The following is a 16,355-nucleotide window of genomic DNA, read 5'->3' on the forward strand; positions in this document are numbered from 1 at the left end:
ACTAGGAAGATTTTTTCTTCTTGGTCTCTAAACTTGCTTTTAGCATTGACATTAAATCGTCGCTTTGTTTATGCACCACTTTTAGTTTTGGAGAAGCTTTTTGAATCTTTCCTTTGGCTTTCTTTTTAATAATATCCAAAAGTTTTTCGGTATATTCATCTTTAAAGCCTGTAATATCAAATTTTTCTGTAAGCTGATCAATTAGTTTTTCGGCCATATCCATTTCCTTAGTTGCGCTTTTAGAAATCGGGGGCAATTTTAGATCGTCTGTAGCTCTTATTTCCTGTTCAAATCGTATTTTATTTAAAACAATGACATTTTTATAGGGTTTTAAAATGGCCAAACTTTCTTTATTCCGCAACACGAAACGCGTAACACCAACTTTTCCAGAGGCCTGAAGCGCATCTCGCAATAAACCATAAGCATTCATTGCACCTTTGTCAGGCTCTAAATAATAAGGCTGTTCATAATAAATACTTTGGATTTCTTTTTCCAAAACAAAACTTTCAATATCGATTGTTTTTGTTTTGATTGCATCGGCGGCTTCAAAATCAGAATCCTCTAAAATCACATATTTATCATCAACCATATAGCCTTTTACAATATTAGAAAAATCGACTTCTTTTCCTGTGTCTTCATTTACGCGCTTGAATTTTATATTGGCATGATCTTTTTTGTCGAGCATATCCATATCAAGACTGCTTTCCTGAACAGCCGAAAACATTTTTATCGGAATATTTATCAATCCGAAACTCACTGAACCTGTCCATATTGATCTCATAATTTGCTTCTTTAAATTTATATTTGAAAGTACAGCAAATTTCAATTTTACTCTTTATAAGATCATTTGGGAATTTTATAAAATAACAACCAATGCAATTGTAATATATTTTGTAAAATTCAATAAACAATGAATTATTTAATCCTCTCGAGATATATTCTTTTCAGAAACAAAAAAAATATTTTTTATAGGATTCATCAAAGCTTTAGTCCAGTGGAGAAGAAATACTTTTTTCAGAATCAAAATAAAGCTGGCAAAAGAACTTGGTTTTTGTATGTAAAGGTTAGCTCCGCTGTTAAAAGTATCTTCAATGTCTTTAGGATTATTGGAAGTGGAGAGCATAACTGCAGGGATTTCCTTAAGTTTTTCATCACTTTTTATTTCCGCTAGTGCCTCCTTGCCTCCTTTAATTGGCATGTTTATATCTATAAAAACAATATCAGGTTTTGGTTCGGATTCATCTTTTAATGTGTCGACTAATTCCTTCCCATTTTCAACTGTAATTACCTCAGACGGAACTTTTGTTCCACTAAGAGCTTCAATAAATAATTCCTGATCATCTTTATCATCCTCGGCCAATATAATTTTTAGTGGCTGCTTTTCTTTTAAGTCTTTATTATTTGTGGGTTGATTTTCAGAACTTATCATATTGGAGTGGTTTTGCTATTTCCAAAAGTACTCAATAAATACTTAATAAGATTCGATAAATTAATAATCTTAAGTGCAAACAAATTAACACATTTTAATTTCGTCACTGTTTGGTAAAATTAGAGATAAAATATTTGCCATAAATAAGTTTAATCAATTTTGTTTAGCAAAAAATACTGAACAAAAAACAAAATCCTACAACACTAAAAAACTACAAATCAAACACTTAAAAACAAACAAACAATTATATCATAATCTGGGAATAAGATTGCCAGGGTAAAATGGAGTCTTTAAATGTTCTGATTTCCAAAAAATTAACTGATCTTACTTCCTTGCATTTCTGCAATATAAAACTATAATTCTGTAAAAATCAAATTTGAGCCTTATCTATATTTGAGTGATTTTCAACCAACAAATAAATATTAAGCTTAAAATCAAATTATTATGGAAATAAAAAAAGTAATATCACGCAGGAATGCTTTAGCGGGAATGGGAGCAGTAATAGCAACCGCAGCAATTAATCCTACGATGGCAAACGGATTAAATTTGGGAGAAGTACATTTATCAAACGGTTCAGAAGATCCTACTACTAAATATCCGAGACCTCCATTTAAAGAACAAAAACAGCCATGGCCGGGCCTTGTCACTAAAATGGACCCGCGTCCTGATCACGGTGAAAAAAGCTATAAAGGGACTGGGCGATTGAAAGGCCGTAAAGCACTCATTACAGGAGGAGATTCCGGAATGGGAAGAGCTGCGGCAATAGCCTATGCCAGAGAAGGCGCAGATGTAGCTATAAATTATTATCCAACGGAAGAAGAAGATGCAAAAGAGGTTATCCAGCTCATAAAAGCTGAAGGCCGAAAAGCTGTTGCTATTCCTGGAGATTTACGCGATGAATCGTTTTGCAAATCACTGGTTGAACAGGCTGTAAAAGCATTGGGCGGGCTCGACATTGTGGTCAATAATGCTGCTAGACAGCAAACTCACGCTTCTATTTTAGATATTTCTACAGAGGACTTTGATGCCACAATGAAAACCAACATCTACGCTCCTTTTTGGATTATTAAAGCGGCGCTTCCGCATCTTGATGCCGGAGCTTCCATAATTGGGACAAGTTCTGTACAGGCTTATGCGCCTACCGAAGATTTATATGATTATGCCCAGACAAAAGCGGCTACTACAAATTATATCAAGTCTCTGGCTAAACAGCTTGCTCCAAAAGGAATAAGAGTTAATGGAGTCGCTCCCGGTCCAATATGGACACCATTACAGGTAAGCGGAGGCGCTACGATGGAAAAACTAAAACAATTCGGGTCGCAGACACCAATGGGCAGACCTGGTCAACCAGTAGAACTTGCTTCTATTTACGTACAGCTTGCTGCCAATGATGCCAGTTACGCTACGGGACAAATTTATGGTTCAAGCGGAGGCGAAGGAAATCCTTAACAAATAAAATTAGAAATTTAAAAAGTAAATAGTATGCCTTGGTACAACGGGGACTATCCCCCATCTTATAAAAATCAATCGGCTGAGCTAAGAGAAAAAGCGGTTGAAATAGCGAATGCATTGCTGCTTGACGGCGCCGAAGAAGGAATGGCAATAGCTACAGGTCTAAAACAGGCACGCGAGCTTTTAAAAAATTATAAAAGCAACGATGAAGATAATCTGTTAAATGAAAAATTAAAACAGAATATGAAAGGAAAGAGTATTGAAGAAGCGACCGATCCTTCAAAACTTGATAAAATTTAAATCGGTCAAATTGTATTAACATTAAAATTAAATATTATGTCAAGAGAAAATTATGATAACTACGATCAGGAAGATCTTATTTATCAAGCATCAGATCATTCGGCAAGCGATTCTATCAATTCTGAAACCATGGAGAAGAATGATCCAGCCATAAATCAGCATGAGAACGATTCGCAAAGGCACAAACACACGCCTGAGTATAATGAACGAGAAGAAAATGAAAATGATACCTCTGATCCCTTCTTTCAAAAAAAAGCGCCTATAGCACAAGATTTAGACGAAGATCTTAAAAAAGAAGAAGAGGAAGACAATGACTTTGATAATGATGCAAACAGAAGAACTTTAGATGAAACAAAAGCTGATGAAGATAAGGATGATTATTAAATCACTTATAATAGCTGAAGTTTTCAAAAAATAGCCCTGAGAAGAATTCGATAAATTCTTTGCAGGGCTATTTTTGTTTAAATGTCTGTTTTTTATTTAATCAGCCGCATACTTATTATTCCAATACAACATTAATAAAAGTGTGACAATAACACACGAAGCAGTTCCTTCAAAGAATAATGAAAGACAGTAATTTGCAACCGAAGGTCCACCACCAAACATAAAAGCTTCTGATAATGATTTGACATATTGGTCTCCTCCTTTTGCATAACTGTAAATAAGCAGCGCGATAATACTGATTACAACAGCTGTAAATGAAGTAACCATGGCTGAAATTGCATTTGGAACAAACTCATTTTTACCTTCGGCAAGATTCATTTTCAGGGTTCTATTTACACCATAAAAAATAAAAAGAACATTCAGCAGTCTCAAGTAAAAGAGATGGGAAAGATTTAACACCTCCATCAGCAGGAAAAATAATGCTATCGCCACAAATATCAAAAAGCCGTTAATAATTTCTTTAGATAATTTCATAACTCTGATTTTAGTTTCACAAATAAATTATACCTATCAAATAATTGATTAAGTCTTTTTCAGAATAAACGGCTATTTTTTAATAGAATCTGTTCTAACATTCTGGTTTCCTTTTTGCGTTGATCCTTGAGTTCCTGATCCGGTAGAACCTTCACCTGTTGCTCCAGTTGTACCATTTTTTCCATTTTGCCCCTGATTCATTGTTGCAGCCGAATCTACAGCTGGCCCGATAGTATCTACTGACATATCCACACTGTCTGTTTCATAATTATTTTGCGAATCAACAGTATTGTTTTCATTCTTTTTACATCCAAATGCTAGTCCTGTCAACAGAAGCAACATTAAAAATCTTGTACTCAATAAATTTTTCATAATAATACTATTTGATTAATAAAACCAAATGTAAACCCCTTATTTACAACCTTTTTACATAATTACAGAAATGGTTTACAAGAATCGGATACATTTCAAGTGTATAAAGGATCAATTCACATTAATTGTGTAAGGAATAGATAAAATCCTGTAAGCAAAACTTTTATCAAGAACATAATTTTATTTCCTGAAAATCAAGATCGGAATTGCAGGTGAAAGTGTTGCCAAACTCTTAAATCCGTATTTTGAAAAACTGGTCAAAGACGATATTTCAAATTTAAAAGTGTATTTAGAATCTAATAATTAATATTAATTCGATCAATTATGGATATTATGTTAAAAAAAGGACAGGAAGTCCGTCAGGAATTTGGCGGTCCTGTTATGAAAGTAATTGGTTTTGAACCAGATCTTATTGAAAATGTAATTACTCAATGGGAAGATGAACAGGGAAATATTATAACAGCAAAATTTATGGACTCCTTGCTTATTCCCGCTAATCATTAAGTTAACAGTTTTAATTGTTTTGCACTCTTAAGTTCTCAATACAAAATTTATGCTTCACTAAATTTATAAATCATTTATAAACAAATCAAAAATGAAAACATTTTTTAAAAATAATGGATTGTCTGTCTGTTTTATATTGCTTTTCATTGGCGCTTGGATTGGACAGGTAGTATTGGGTTTTAAAGAACACAATAAAGAATTGCTCGAAGAAGGAGCAAAAATAATAAATCTCAGTACCTATCTCACATCCGGCCATTTCTTTCAATCTACTTTTGAAAACTGGGAAAGCGAATTTCTTCAAATGGCACTCTTCGTAGTGTGCACCATTTTCTTAAAACAGAAAGGATCATCAGAATCTAAAAAGATCGACGAACCTGAAGAAGTAGACAGAGAACCTGATCCAAACCGCAAAGATGCCCCATGGCCGGTAAAAAAAGGCGGTTTTGTTTTGCAGCTCTACAAACATTCTCTTACCATCATTTTGCTTTTATTATTTCTTGTTTCTTTTATTATCCATTTTTATGGAAGTTTAAAAGACGAAAACGAAAAACTGCTTCTTGAAGGAAAACCTTTAGAAACGGTTTCTTCTTATTTAAGCAATTCAAGATTTTGGTTTGAATCTTTCCAAAACTGGCAGAGCGAATTTTTATCTGTATTTGCCATTATTATGCTTTCCATTTACTTCCGACAAATCGGCTCTTCACAATCCAAACCAGTAGACGCACCACATATGGAAACTGGTGAGTGATTTGTTAAAGTTACTTTTTGTTTCAAGTTTCAGGTTTCAAGTTTCAGGTTAACACAACTTGAAACCTGAAACCTGAAACTTAAAACCTGAAACTAAATAAACAAAAAAAACTATGCACAAAATTTCTCCTTGGAGCGCAACAGTCCAAACTGATATTGAAAATAGTACAGCTTTGATTAGAAAAGAAGTTTATAATTACACTTATGAAGTCTATAATTGTAAGGATTCAGTGTGGATTATAACCATCGGGCAAAAAAAAGAAAGATTGGCATTTCGCGCGGCATTTGCTATCAACAGCACTTTTGAAATGGAGAAATTGATTGAAAATGAAAAAGGGTTTAAACTCCAGCTTAAAACCGAATTGGGGAAATATGAAGTTGCAGTTGATTTTCCAGAAGCCGAATCGCATTTGATGCACTTTAAAACCACACTTCGATTAAATAAACCGCTGCTGATTCCGTTTTGGCCAAGGGACATTCTTCCTTTAACCGATAATGGAAGTATTGAAAATACAGACGGAAAAATACATGCCCATCAGGTGGGAACCAGATCTGGATTATTATATGCTAGTATTACAAATCCGAAAAAATGCAATTTATTTTATTTCCAAAACCTATCTTCGATTTCTAATTATTGTGAAGCTACCAAAACAACATTAGCAGAAACTGTCGGTGGAACATGGCCGGAAATTGGTTTTCAGCTTCCTCTAACTCCTGAAGAGCCGCTTCCCGCAGAAAAAATTTTTACGATTTCGGATGCTTATGTTTTAATGGGCGAAGAGGTGAAAAATGATCCTTCGAAACTTTGCACCGATTTTCTCGAGAATCTGGCTTTGATATACAAACACATTCCCCATCCTGAAACCGAATATCACAATTGGACAGAAATCGCCCAAAACGCGATAACGGATTTGAATCATAATAAAGGATGCTGGACACAAACCAACGGAATTCCGTATTTAAACGCTTATTTGTCCGATTATGAAACTCCCGCAGAAAGTATGGTCCAGCTGGCCGTTTTGATTCCGTTAGTGGAATATGAAAAATGGAACGGCAAAAAAGAAGCCTTATCCAAAGACATAGAAAGCGGCTTAAGCAGTTTTTATGATGAAAAAATAAAAAGTATTACCAGATGGCTTCCGGCGCTTCATGATAAACTCGATCAATCTGAAGAGCAGAAAAAAGATACTACAATGGATTCCTGGTATTTGCATCATCCGCTAATAAATCTAAGCCGATATGCACTTTCAGGAAATGAAACCGCGAAAAAATTGGTTTTAGATTCGATAGATTTTGTAATAAAAGCGGCAAAACATTTTAAGTACGAATGGCCTGTATTTTATAATGTTGAAACATTTGAAATTATAAAAGCTGAAACACAACCGGGAGAAGGTGGCGAAAAAGACGTTCCTGGTGCTTATGCCCATTTAATGCTTTTGGTTTTTGAATTAACAAATGATAAGAAATATTTAAAAGAAGCCCAAAGAGCAGCAAAACAATTAACCCAATGTGGTTTTGATATTTTTTATCAGGCCAATAATACAGCCTTTGCAGCCAATGCTCTTTTAGAATTGTTTAAAATTACCAAAGAAGAAATTTACCTAAAAACAAGCTATATGTGTCTGGCAGGAATTTTCAAAAATATGCAGATTTGGGACTGCCAATACGGCTATGGAAAAAACTACAAGAATTACTTTGCAATGTTCCCGCTAAATGACGCACCCTATACTGCTGCGTACGAAGAATTAGAAGTGTATGCCTCTTTATCTCAATATATGGTTCAGGCAAAGGATGTTGATATTCTGCCAGGGCTTAGAATTTTAATTCCCGAATTTGTAAAATATGCCATAACCAGAATTTCATATTATTATCCTTTATTGCTTCCCGAAGATATGATTTCTGACGAAGTAAAAACGGGCGAAATCCAACGCGAACTTTGGGTTCCGTTAGAAGATTTGTATACAGGCTGGGAAAAAAGCGGACAAGTGGGCCAGGAAGTTTATGGAATTGGATCGGCTTTTGCGTTGATTCCGAGACAATACTTAAAATGGAATGACGATTTTATGGTTTTTGTTGATTATCCGATAATTTCTTCTTCTAAAAGAAAAAATACGATGACAATTAGATTAGATGGAAATGAAAAAATGAACTGCAGTTTGAAAATTATTTCTTTGAATAATAAAAACATAACTGCAACAGTACATCGGGATAACGAAATCTTAAATGCATTCAAAAAAAATAAACAAATGCACGAATATAAAATTTCAGGAAAAGGGAAAATTAGAATACTATTTTAAGTTTAAAAAGGATGAAACTCCAGCGTTAGAATTTCATCCTTTTTTATTTTATTTCCAAGGATCTAAGACTACTTTTACGCATCCATCTTCTTTCTTTTTGAAAATATCATAAGCATGTGAAATTTCAGAAAGCGGCAATCTGTGCGTAATAATATCATCCAGTTTCACTCTGCCCTGGACCACATATTCCAGTAATTTATCAATGTGTTTATGAGCGGGAGCCTGACCTCCTTTTAAAATAATTCCTTTATCGAAAAACTGTCCCAGCGGAAAATTATCATAGTTTACAGGATAAACTCCCAAAACCGAAACAATACCGCTTCTGCGCACGGCACTCATACAGGCTTCTAATACTTTGATAGAGCCTTTTTCAAAATTAATTGTCGCTTTGATTCTGTCGCCTAAATTTCGATCTGGCTCAAAACCTACCGCATCAATGCACACATCAGCACCGCGGCCTTGTGTAAGAGCACGAATCTGCTCAACTACATCTTTCGGGCCGTCTTTCCAAAGAATGGTGGTAGCACCCGTTGTAACTCGTGCTTTATCCAAACGATATTGGAGCGTATCGACAATAATAACTTGTTCCGCACCACGAAGCCAGGCACTTTTTGCTGCCATGATTCCAACTGGACCAGAACCAAAAATGGCAACTGTTTCGCCGCCTTTCACTTCTCCCCAATCAACTCCTGTATAACCTGTCGGAAAAATATCGGTTAAGAATAATACCTGCTCATCCGATAAATCTTCCGGAACAATTCTAGGTCCATAATTAGCATATGGTACGCGAACATATTGCGACTGTCCGCCGTCATAACCTCCGTAAAGATCAGTGTAGCCAAAAAGTGCTCCTCCCTTTTCTGTTGCAATCCCCCCTTCCGGTCCATAATGTTCCGGATTACTGTGTTCGCAATTTCCAGGAACATCGTGATTACAGAAAAAACAATTTCCGCAAGCAATAGGAAAAGGAACCACTACCCGATCACCACGTTTTAAATGTGTAACTGTCGATCCTGTTTCTTCTACAATTCCCATAAATTCATGCCCTAAAACCATTGGTCTTGGCTGAGGAAATCCACCGGAATAAATATGCAGATCTGATCCACAGATTGCTGTTGAGGTTACTTTGAGAATGATATCATCATTTTCTTTTAAAATGGGGTCATCTACCGTATCGTATTTTATTGAGCCCGGTCCGTGTATAACTGCTGCTTTCATAGTAAATATTTTTAAAATTAATTTCAGCTAATTAACTGTTTATAAAAGTCTGATAGTTACACTATTACTCAGCATTATTACATAAAGTACAACTGGCAATCCTATAAAATTGAAAATTTAAATTGTAAAAAACAGCTATTTCTTGTTAGTAGCTTTGGTAAAGAATCATTTACATAATCATTATTTGTATAAATCATAAAACAATACAAAATGGATAAATCGACAGATCAATTAAATGAAGGGAGTATTGCATCGGGAGACAATGTTTCTTTTTGGATTGATACTACTTCCTTTTTGGCTTTTGAAAGTCCATCTGAAAATATTTCGACAGAGGTACTTATCATTGGAGGTGGTATTGCGGGACTTACCACAGCTTATAAACTTTTAAAAGCTGGCAAAAAAGTTGTTCTTGTAGAAGACGGTTTTTTAGGTAGCGGTGAAACGGGACGGACAACAGCACATTTAACCTGTGCGCTTGACGATCGTTATTATTACCTCGAAAGTACTTTTGGTAAAGAAAATGCCCGACTTGCAGCCGAAAGCCATAACGCAGCTATTGAGGAAATCGAAAAAATAGTTACTGATTTAAATATTGACTGCGATTTTAAAAGAGTCAATGGTTATTTGTTTCTTCATTCAAGTGATAAAGAAAAAAATCTGGACGAAGAATTTCAAGCTACTGTCAATGCAGGCCTTAACACATCTTTACTGCTTAATACACCATTTTTAAATGAAGCAGAAAACCAAAGATCAATTAAATTTAGAAATCAGGCTCAGTTTCACATCTTGCATTATTTAAAAGGACTTGCTGAAGCTGTTATTGCTCTCGGCGGAACAATTTATACTGAGGCACATGCCGAAAACATAACGAAAGAAGGAGCTTCAGTCAATGGTTTTACTTTTAATGCAAAACATATCGTGGTGGCAACCAATACGCCAATCAATGATGTTTTGACGATGCATACCAAACAACATGCTTATCGCACTTATGTAATTGGTGCTAAAATTCCGAAAGGTTCTTTACCGTTTGCGCTTTGGTGGGATACTGGAGATGCTAAATCTAAATGGGTTTCGCAACCCTATCATTATGTTCGTTTAGAAAGTTTTGACGACCGATATGACTTATTGATTTCTGGCGGAGAGGATCATAAAACGGGGCAAGCTGATGAAGAAGGAATTTCTGAAGCAGAACGTTATGAAAGACTTGCCGTGTGGACAAAACAATATTTCCCTATAATGGATGAAATCTCATACAAATGGTCAGGACAAGTTATGGAACCTTATGATTCTTTGGGTTTTATGGGAAGAAATCCGGGAGATAAAAATATTTATATTATTACAGGAGATTCCGGAAACGGTATGACGCACGCTACGATTGGCGCGATGATCATCACAGATCAAATTACAGGCGTTAAAAACAAATGGGAAGATCTATACAGTCCGTCTCGAATTACTTTTAAAGCTTTTGGAGATTTCATAAAAGAAGCAGGAAATATGGCTTCCCAATATCTCGATTGGATTACAGCTGCAGACTTAAATAATACAGCCGATTTAAAAGCAGGTGACGGCGGCATACTTTCTGTCGGACTAAAGAAAATTGCGGTTTATAGAGATTATGATAATACGCTTCAGGCTTTTTCTGCAGTTTGTCCACATTTAGGTTGTATTGTCAAATGGAATCCAGACGAAAAAACCTTCGATTGCCCGTGTCACGGTTCAAGATTCGCAACAGACGGAACAGTGACAAATGGACCAGCTGAAAACGATTTATACAAAATTCAAGTTAAATAAACCGATATGAAAGCAATTATACTTTTGGCAACCTTAAAGAGCAAAGGCCGATCTAATACGGAAGTTTTAGTCGATTTTTTCGGAGATTATCTTACTGAACAAAAGATCGATTATGAAGTAATTCGTCTGGCCAGTCATCATATTGTTCCAGGAACTTACACGCATATGAATGAAAAAGACGACTGGCCCGAAATTTATCAAAAAATATTAGACGCTAGAATCGTTTTATTCGCGACTCCAATTTGGTGGAACAATCACTCATCTGAATTACAGCGCTGTATTGAACGTTTGGATGAGGTTTATGATCTTATTCTTGCTGGCGAAGATTCTCCGCTTGACGGAAAAATTGGAGGCGTAATCGTAACAGGCGATTCAGACGACGTTGAACATATTACCGGAAATATTGCCAACTTTTTCTGCTCAGTCGGCGTAACGGTTCCACCCTACACCTCACTTGGCGTTATTTGGGAAGGACACGCAAAAGATTCAAAAAAAACAAAAATACAATTACAGAAATATTACAAAAGAATGTATCATAAAGATGCACAGGCAATGGCTGAATCCTTAAAAAAAGCAACTAAATAAACCCAAAAAATTAAAATACATTTATGGACAATTTATCAAACTACTTTGGACAAAATATCAATCAAAAAAGAATTGTAGTAACCGGCGGTACCACCGGAATTGGAAAAGCAATAGCCAAACTTTTGGTATCGCTGGGCGGCCGTGTTTTTGTCTTTGGCAGAGACGAAAACGATCTTAATGGCGCTTTAGAAGTCATTAAGGCAAAATCGTTTTCTGGAGAAATTCTTGGCATAAGCGCAGATATTACACAAAAAGATGATATTGATTTAATCTGGAATAAAGTGGATAATGCATTTGGCGGTATTGATATTTTGGTCAATAATGCAGCTCTGCCTGCAAGAGGCATTATTGAAGGCAATTACGAAGATTGGAAATACATTTTAGAAACCAATGTTTTAGGCTATATCGCTTTCGCAAAAGAAGCCGTAAACCGAATGAAAGTGCAAAAATCAGGTCATATAATAAACATAGGCTCAATGAGTGCTGAAGTAAAAGAAAAAACAGGTGTCATTTATGTATCAACAAAAACAGCTATAAGGGGTTTCAGTACAGCACTTCGAAAAGAAATAAATCCGCTTGGAATTAAAGTTTCACATATTGAACCTGGCGCTGTTACAAGTGATATGCAGGAAGACTCAAAAGAAGTACAAAAAGAAAAAATCGTAAGTATGGAAATGCTTGAAGCAGAAGATATTGCCATGAGTGTTCTATTTTGTCTGTCGCAGCCAAAACGATGTGACGTTGTAAGCATGCAGATAAGACCACATTTGCAGATTATTTAAAGTAGACTTATTTTAATCTTAGTAAAAAAGATTGTTTCAAATTGTAATAATGGAAATTATGAAAGATTATCTATGTAATTATAGAACTATAACTTAAAAAGTAGGTTTATATTTATAAAATAAAGATATGAGTAGTTTATTTGAGCTTTCATATAATATAAAATCCTGTAATCACCTGATAAATTAGTCCAGAGAGTGTATTTACAGCATCTACAACAGCAATTAATATAGAAGGACGGTAGTAGAATCAAGAAAATAAAGTCTACTTAAAAAAATAAATAGACTTTATCCAACAGAATAAATGCCACATAATTATGGTTTAGTTCCGTTAATTGAATCTTTACGTTGCGGAGTCGCATTTCCACCAGACTTCGTAGTTTTTCCCTTCTTTTCAGTACGACTGTTGATTGTATCTTTCGTTGTAGTAGTGTTTTTCTGCGTACTAGTCTTGTGTTTACTCATCTTACTGTGAACAGTATCTGTACTTTGTTTTGTCTTAACAGGAGTTTCCTGTGCAGATGCAAATCCGAAAAACAGGATCATACAAAAGCTTGCGATTAAATTTCTCATAATTTGATTTATTAATTAATAATTTGATTTTCAAAACAATACCTTATTGCTTCAATGCAAATTTTGTTGTTTTAGAAAGCTATTTTTTACACCCGAAAACATATAAATTATAAGATTGCCATAAACCCTCTAGAAATGAATACTAATGAAAAATTAAAAAAAAACATCAATAATCCTCAATTTCCAGTTGTTGCGATAGGAACTGCAGCTACTGAAATTGATTTATTGAAAAAGGTGCTTTCTAATCTCCCTGCAGATTCTGGAATGGCTTACCTTATTTTTGAAGATCTGTCTTTTACCCAGACTAATCACCTGGCAGAAACACTTTCCACTGACATCAAAATTCCTGTAATCGAAATTGTTCATGATGTTGATATAAAACCCGATCACATTTATACTATTCCGGAAAATAATTTTTTGATCCTTGAAGACGGAATATTAAAACTTAATCCTAAAACTAGAAGCAGCAAGCTAAACAACGGTTTAGACGATTTTTTTGACGCAGCGTCACAAGCTTTTCAAAGTTACACCATTGGCTTGATACTTACTTGGAATCCTTCTGATGGATCAACTGGTCTAAAAAGACTTAAAGAAACCGGCGGTTCTACTGTTGCAGTTCTTTCTAAAAAAGGATTTGTCCAAAATACATCAACCTCAGAATATATAGACTACTTTGTATCTTCTAATGATGTTACGGATAAATTGCTGCACATTCATGACAGTAAGCTGGTAACAGACTCTTATGAAGAAAAAGAGAATCCGCCCGAAGAACAGCATTTTTTTGATGAGATTATGGAAATCCTGCTTCAAAAAACCGGCACAGATTTTCAGCATTACAAACATACAACGCTGCGCAGAAGAATAGCCAAAAGAATGGTCGTTACCAGACAGGAGACTTTGGAAAGATACGTTAGGTTACTCAAAGAAAACAGCAGTGAACAGGATTTATTATTTAATGATATATTGATCCCTGTAACCTATTTTTTCAGGGATCAGCCCTCTTTTGACCATTTGTGCCAAAATACATTTCCTTCTCTTATAGAAAGTCTGGGAACAAATTCCCTGAGAATCTGGTGTGCAGGATGCTCTACTGGCGAAGAAGCTTATTCGATTGCAATCTGTATTCATGAAAATCTTCAGGCAATGAAGAGAGATGATATCAAAGTACAGATTATTGCTTCAGATTTATCTGAAAAATGCATTTCAAAAGCGCGTTCCGGAATCTATACCATCCAAGATGTGAAAGGCATACAAGATAAGAGACTCGAAAAGTATTTTACCAAAAGAGACAACAGTTATCACGTCAATAAAGTAATCCGCGATATGTGCGTTTTTGCAGTCCACGATTTAGCCCGGGATGCTCCTTTCGCTAAAATTGATTTTATCTCCTGCCGAAATGTGCTGATCTATTTTAATACCGACTTGCAAAACCAAGTATTGGCATCATTTCATTACGCACTTCGAGAGGATGGTTTTCTTTTCTTAGGAAAATCTGAATGGACTCAACACGCACCTAACTTATTTTCAGCAGTTGATAAAACGGATAAAATATACATCAAAAAAACAACTGAGGATCTTTATCCAAAAGTGGCATTCCATGCTTACAATAAAGCAAATGATAAAACAAAATTGATATATCCAATAATTTTTCAAGAGAAAGATTATAGAAAAATAGCATCCGACATCCTGCTGGAACAGTTCTCTCCCGCTGCCGTAATTATCAACGAAGATCTCGAAATTGTGCATTTTCATGGCGATACCAGTCCGTTTTTACAGCCCGCATCTGGCAAACCCAGCTTCAATATCTTAAATATGGTTGGGAATGAACTTGGTTTTGAGCTCCAAAACTACATCTTGAAGGCCCGTAATGAGAAAAAGAATTTTTCAGGAGAATTTATAGCCGTTAAAAAACAATCATTTTTGACTTCATTTGAAGTCATTTACCTTCCGTCACATACAGAGCTTCTGCTGATTATTTTCTGCAAAAAAAATAACGATCCTATCAAAGACAAACAAGCGGGCAGCTCAAACCTGCAGCTCGAAAAGGAGCTGCAACAGCTTCGCAGCGACTTTAAGAGAGTTACAGAAGAACAACAGATTTATTTTGAGGAATTGCAGACCTCTAATGAGGAGTTGCTGAGCAGCACAGAGGAATTACAGCTTATGAATTACCAGCTGGAAAATGCAGCAATTGAGCTGCGCTCCAACAATGAAGAACTATCCTGTATTAATGCCGAACTGAAAGACCGAAGGGAAGAACTCGCTACGATGCGTAATTTTTATGAATCAATTGTAAAAACAGTTAGAGAGCCTTTATTGATTCTGGACAAGAACTTTATCATTAAAAGTGCCAATCCAGCATTCTATAATTATTTCAAAATCACAGAAGAACAGAGCGAAGGGTTTCATATTTACGATATTGGAAACGGACATTGGAACATTGCTGAATTTAAAGAATCTGTCTTAAAAAGAGTGAGCCAGAACGAAATTGTTGAGAATTTCAGAATACAATTTAACTTTGATACTCAGGGCAAAAAAACTATGCTGGTTAATGCTGCTCCAATTGTGAATTCTAACCCAGCCGGCATGATATTAATAGCACTTGAAGATATCACTGATCTGGAGCAAAGCAATGAATCCTTAAAAATAAAAAATGAGGAACTTGAGGCTTATAACAAACAATTGGAATCTTTTACTGCTGCAGCCAGCGAAAGTCTGCTCGAGCCGATCCGCAAAATATCTATGTTTGCCAAAAAAGTTCTAGATATCGAAAAATCAATATCAGAATCCGGAAGGCATAATCTAAATCGCCTGCTAAATTCGTCAATAAACTTAAACCAACTCATTAGTGATGTGATTGATTATTCGAAAATTAACTTTGGTCAAAAAGAATTCAAAAAAATTGATCTCAATGTTTTGGTAAAAAAAACCTTAAATGACCTTAAAGGCAGCATTAGTGAAAATAAAACCATTATTCACATGGATTCACTGCCATCATTAAGGATAATTCCAGCGCAAATGCAACAGGTTTTTATGCATCTGATTTCGAACTCTATCAAATATGCAAAACAAAACACTATACCCGAAATTAAGATTACAATAAAAGATGTTTCTCCAGACGAAATAATTGATTTTGGTGCTGATCCTGATATAAATTATGTAAAAATAGCAATTAGCGATAACGGAATTGGGTTTGCCAAGAATTTTGAGAATCTCATTTTTAATCCTTTCTATAAACTGCACAGCAATAATTTTCAATACGGAAGTGGATTGGGTTTAACCCTAGTGCAAAAAATCATATACAATCATAACGGTTTTATAAAGGTCTCCAGCGAACCAGATAAAGGTACAACAGTATTTATTTACCTACCTTCTTAAACTCAATTTTAA

The 16,355-nt window shown here is 35.2% G+C and carries 16 protein-coding genes; 10 read left to right on the forward strand and 6 right to left on the reverse strand.

What is annotated here, in order from left to right; translation table 11 throughout:
• Position 1: 1 nt before the first annotated feature.
• The gene (locus ACNFIH_RS01840; RefSeq protein ID WP_426485225.1) at positions 2–781 is read right to left on the reverse strand and encodes a Ku protein; all 780 of its coding nucleotides are present in this window, start codon (positions 779–781) and stop codon (positions 2–4) included.
• A gap of 138 nt (positions 782–919) precedes the next feature.
• Entirely contained in the window at positions 920–1,429 is a 510-nt protein-coding gene (locus ACNFIH_RS01845) for a response regulator (RefSeq protein WP_426485226.1), read from the reverse strand.
• Between the two features lie 444 nt (positions 1,430–1,873).
• On the opposite strand from ACNFIH_RS01845, the gene ACNFIH_RS01850 reads away from it, so the two are divergent.
• Genes ACNFIH_RS01850 through ACNFIH_RS01860 form a run of 3 tightly spaced genes read left to right on the forward strand, consistent with a single transcriptional unit; the run spans position 1,874 to position 3,565 of the window.
• Positions 1,874–2,878: an SDR family oxidoreductase gene (locus ACNFIH_RS01850; protein ID WP_426485227.1), complete on the forward strand. Its 1,005-nt coding sequence runs from the start codon at positions 1,874–1,876 to the stop codon at positions 2,876–2,878.
• 33 nt (positions 2,879–2,911) lie between these two features.
• Complete coding sequence (locus ACNFIH_RS01855) at positions 2,912–3,181, forward strand: hypothetical protein (RefSeq protein WP_426485228.1); 270 nt, start codon at positions 2,912–2,914, stop codon at positions 3,179–3,181.
• Positions 3,182–3,217: 36 nt separating this feature from the next.
• On the forward strand, positions 3,218–3,565 hold the full coding sequence (locus ACNFIH_RS01860) for a hypothetical protein (RefSeq protein WP_426485229.1): 348 nt from the start codon (positions 3,218–3,220) through the stop codon (positions 3,563–3,565).
• Positions 3,566–3,661: 96 nt separating this feature from the next.
• Here the strand turns inward: ACNFIH_RS01860 and ACNFIH_RS01865 are convergent, their stop codons facing one another.
• Both ACNFIH_RS01865 and ACNFIH_RS01870 read right to left on the reverse strand, forming a co-directional pair.
• On the reverse strand, positions 3,662–4,099 hold the full coding sequence (locus ACNFIH_RS01865; protein ID WP_426485230.1) for a hypothetical protein: 438 nt from the start codon (positions 4,097–4,099) through the stop codon (positions 3,662–3,664).
• Between the two features lie 72 nt (positions 4,100–4,171).
• Positions 4,172–4,471, reverse strand: coding sequence for a hypothetical protein (locus ACNFIH_RS01870; protein ID WP_426485231.1), 300 nt, complete (start codon positions 4,469–4,471; stop codon positions 4,172–4,174).
• A gap of 324 nt (positions 4,472–4,795) precedes the next feature.
• Between ACNFIH_RS01870 and ACNFIH_RS01875 the strand changes: the two genes are divergently transcribed.
• The 3 genes from ACNFIH_RS01875 to ACNFIH_RS01885 all read left to right on the forward strand — a co-directional run bounded on the left by ACNFIH_RS01875 (position 4,796) and on the right by ACNFIH_RS01885 (position 8,019).
• Complete coding sequence (locus ACNFIH_RS01875; protein WP_426485232.1) at positions 4,796–4,975, forward strand: hypothetical protein; 180 nt, start codon at positions 4,796–4,798, stop codon at positions 4,973–4,975.
• A gap of 91 nt (positions 4,976–5,066) precedes the next feature.
• Positions 5,067–5,723, forward strand: coding sequence for a DUF6766 family protein (locus ACNFIH_RS01880; RefSeq protein ID WP_426485233.1), 657 nt, complete (start codon positions 5,067–5,069; stop codon positions 5,721–5,723).
• A 112-nt stretch (positions 5,724–5,835) separates the two neighbouring features.
• A complete protein-coding gene (locus ACNFIH_RS01885) occupies positions 5,836–8,019 on the forward strand; it encodes a hypothetical protein (RefSeq protein WP_426485234.1) in 2,184 nt (727 codons plus the stop codon).
• 48 nt (positions 8,020–8,067) lie between these two features.
• Here ACNFIH_RS01885 and ACNFIH_RS01890 read toward each other — a convergent pair whose 3' ends face one another.
• On the reverse strand, positions 8,068–9,237 hold the full coding sequence (locus tag ACNFIH_RS01890; protein WP_426485235.1) for a zinc-dependent alcohol dehydrogenase: 1,170 nt from the start codon (positions 9,235–9,237) through the stop codon (positions 8,068–8,070).
• 210 nt (positions 9,238–9,447) lie between these two features.
• On the opposite strand from ACNFIH_RS01890, the gene ACNFIH_RS01895 reads away from it, so the two are divergent.
• The 3 genes from ACNFIH_RS01895 to ACNFIH_RS01905 are packed head-to-tail and all read left to right on the forward strand — an operon-like array spanning position 9,448 to position 12,395.
• Positions 9,448–11,028: an FAD-dependent oxidoreductase gene (locus tag ACNFIH_RS01895; protein ID WP_426485236.1), complete on the forward strand. Its 1,581-nt coding sequence runs from the start codon at positions 9,448–9,450 to the stop codon at positions 11,026–11,028.
• 6 nt (positions 11,029–11,034) lie between these two features.
• Complete coding sequence (locus tag ACNFIH_RS01900; RefSeq protein ID WP_426485237.1) at positions 11,035–11,613, forward strand: flavodoxin family protein; 579 nt, start codon at positions 11,035–11,037, stop codon at positions 11,611–11,613.
• Between the two features lie 23 nt (positions 11,614–11,636).
• Entirely contained in the window at positions 11,637–12,395 is a 759-nt protein-coding gene (locus ACNFIH_RS01905) for an SDR family oxidoreductase (RefSeq protein WP_426485238.1), read from the forward strand.
• Between the two features lie 312 nt (positions 12,396–12,707).
• Here ACNFIH_RS01905 and ACNFIH_RS01910 read toward each other — a convergent pair whose 3' ends face one another.
• Positions 12,708–12,965 carry a hypothetical protein gene (locus tag ACNFIH_RS01910; protein ID WP_426485239.1) on the reverse strand — a complete coding sequence of 86 codons (258 nt, stop codon included), beginning with the start codon at positions 12,963–12,965 and terminating at the stop codon, positions 12,708–12,710.
• A gap of 135 nt (positions 12,966–13,100) precedes the next feature.
• On the opposite strand from ACNFIH_RS01910, the gene ACNFIH_RS01915 reads away from it, so the two are divergent.
• Positions 13,101–16,343 (forward strand): CheR family methyltransferase, encoded by a 3,243-nt coding sequence (locus ACNFIH_RS01915; RefSeq protein ID WP_426485240.1) that lies wholly within the window; start codon positions 13,101–13,103, stop codon positions 16,341–16,343.
• Positions 16,344–16,355: the final 12 nt, after the last annotated feature.

The sequence above is a fragment of the Flavobacterium sp. 2 genome, assembly GCF_049949195.1.
GTDB lineage: Bacteria > Bacteroidota > Bacteroidia > Flavobacteriales > Flavobacteriaceae > Flavobacterium.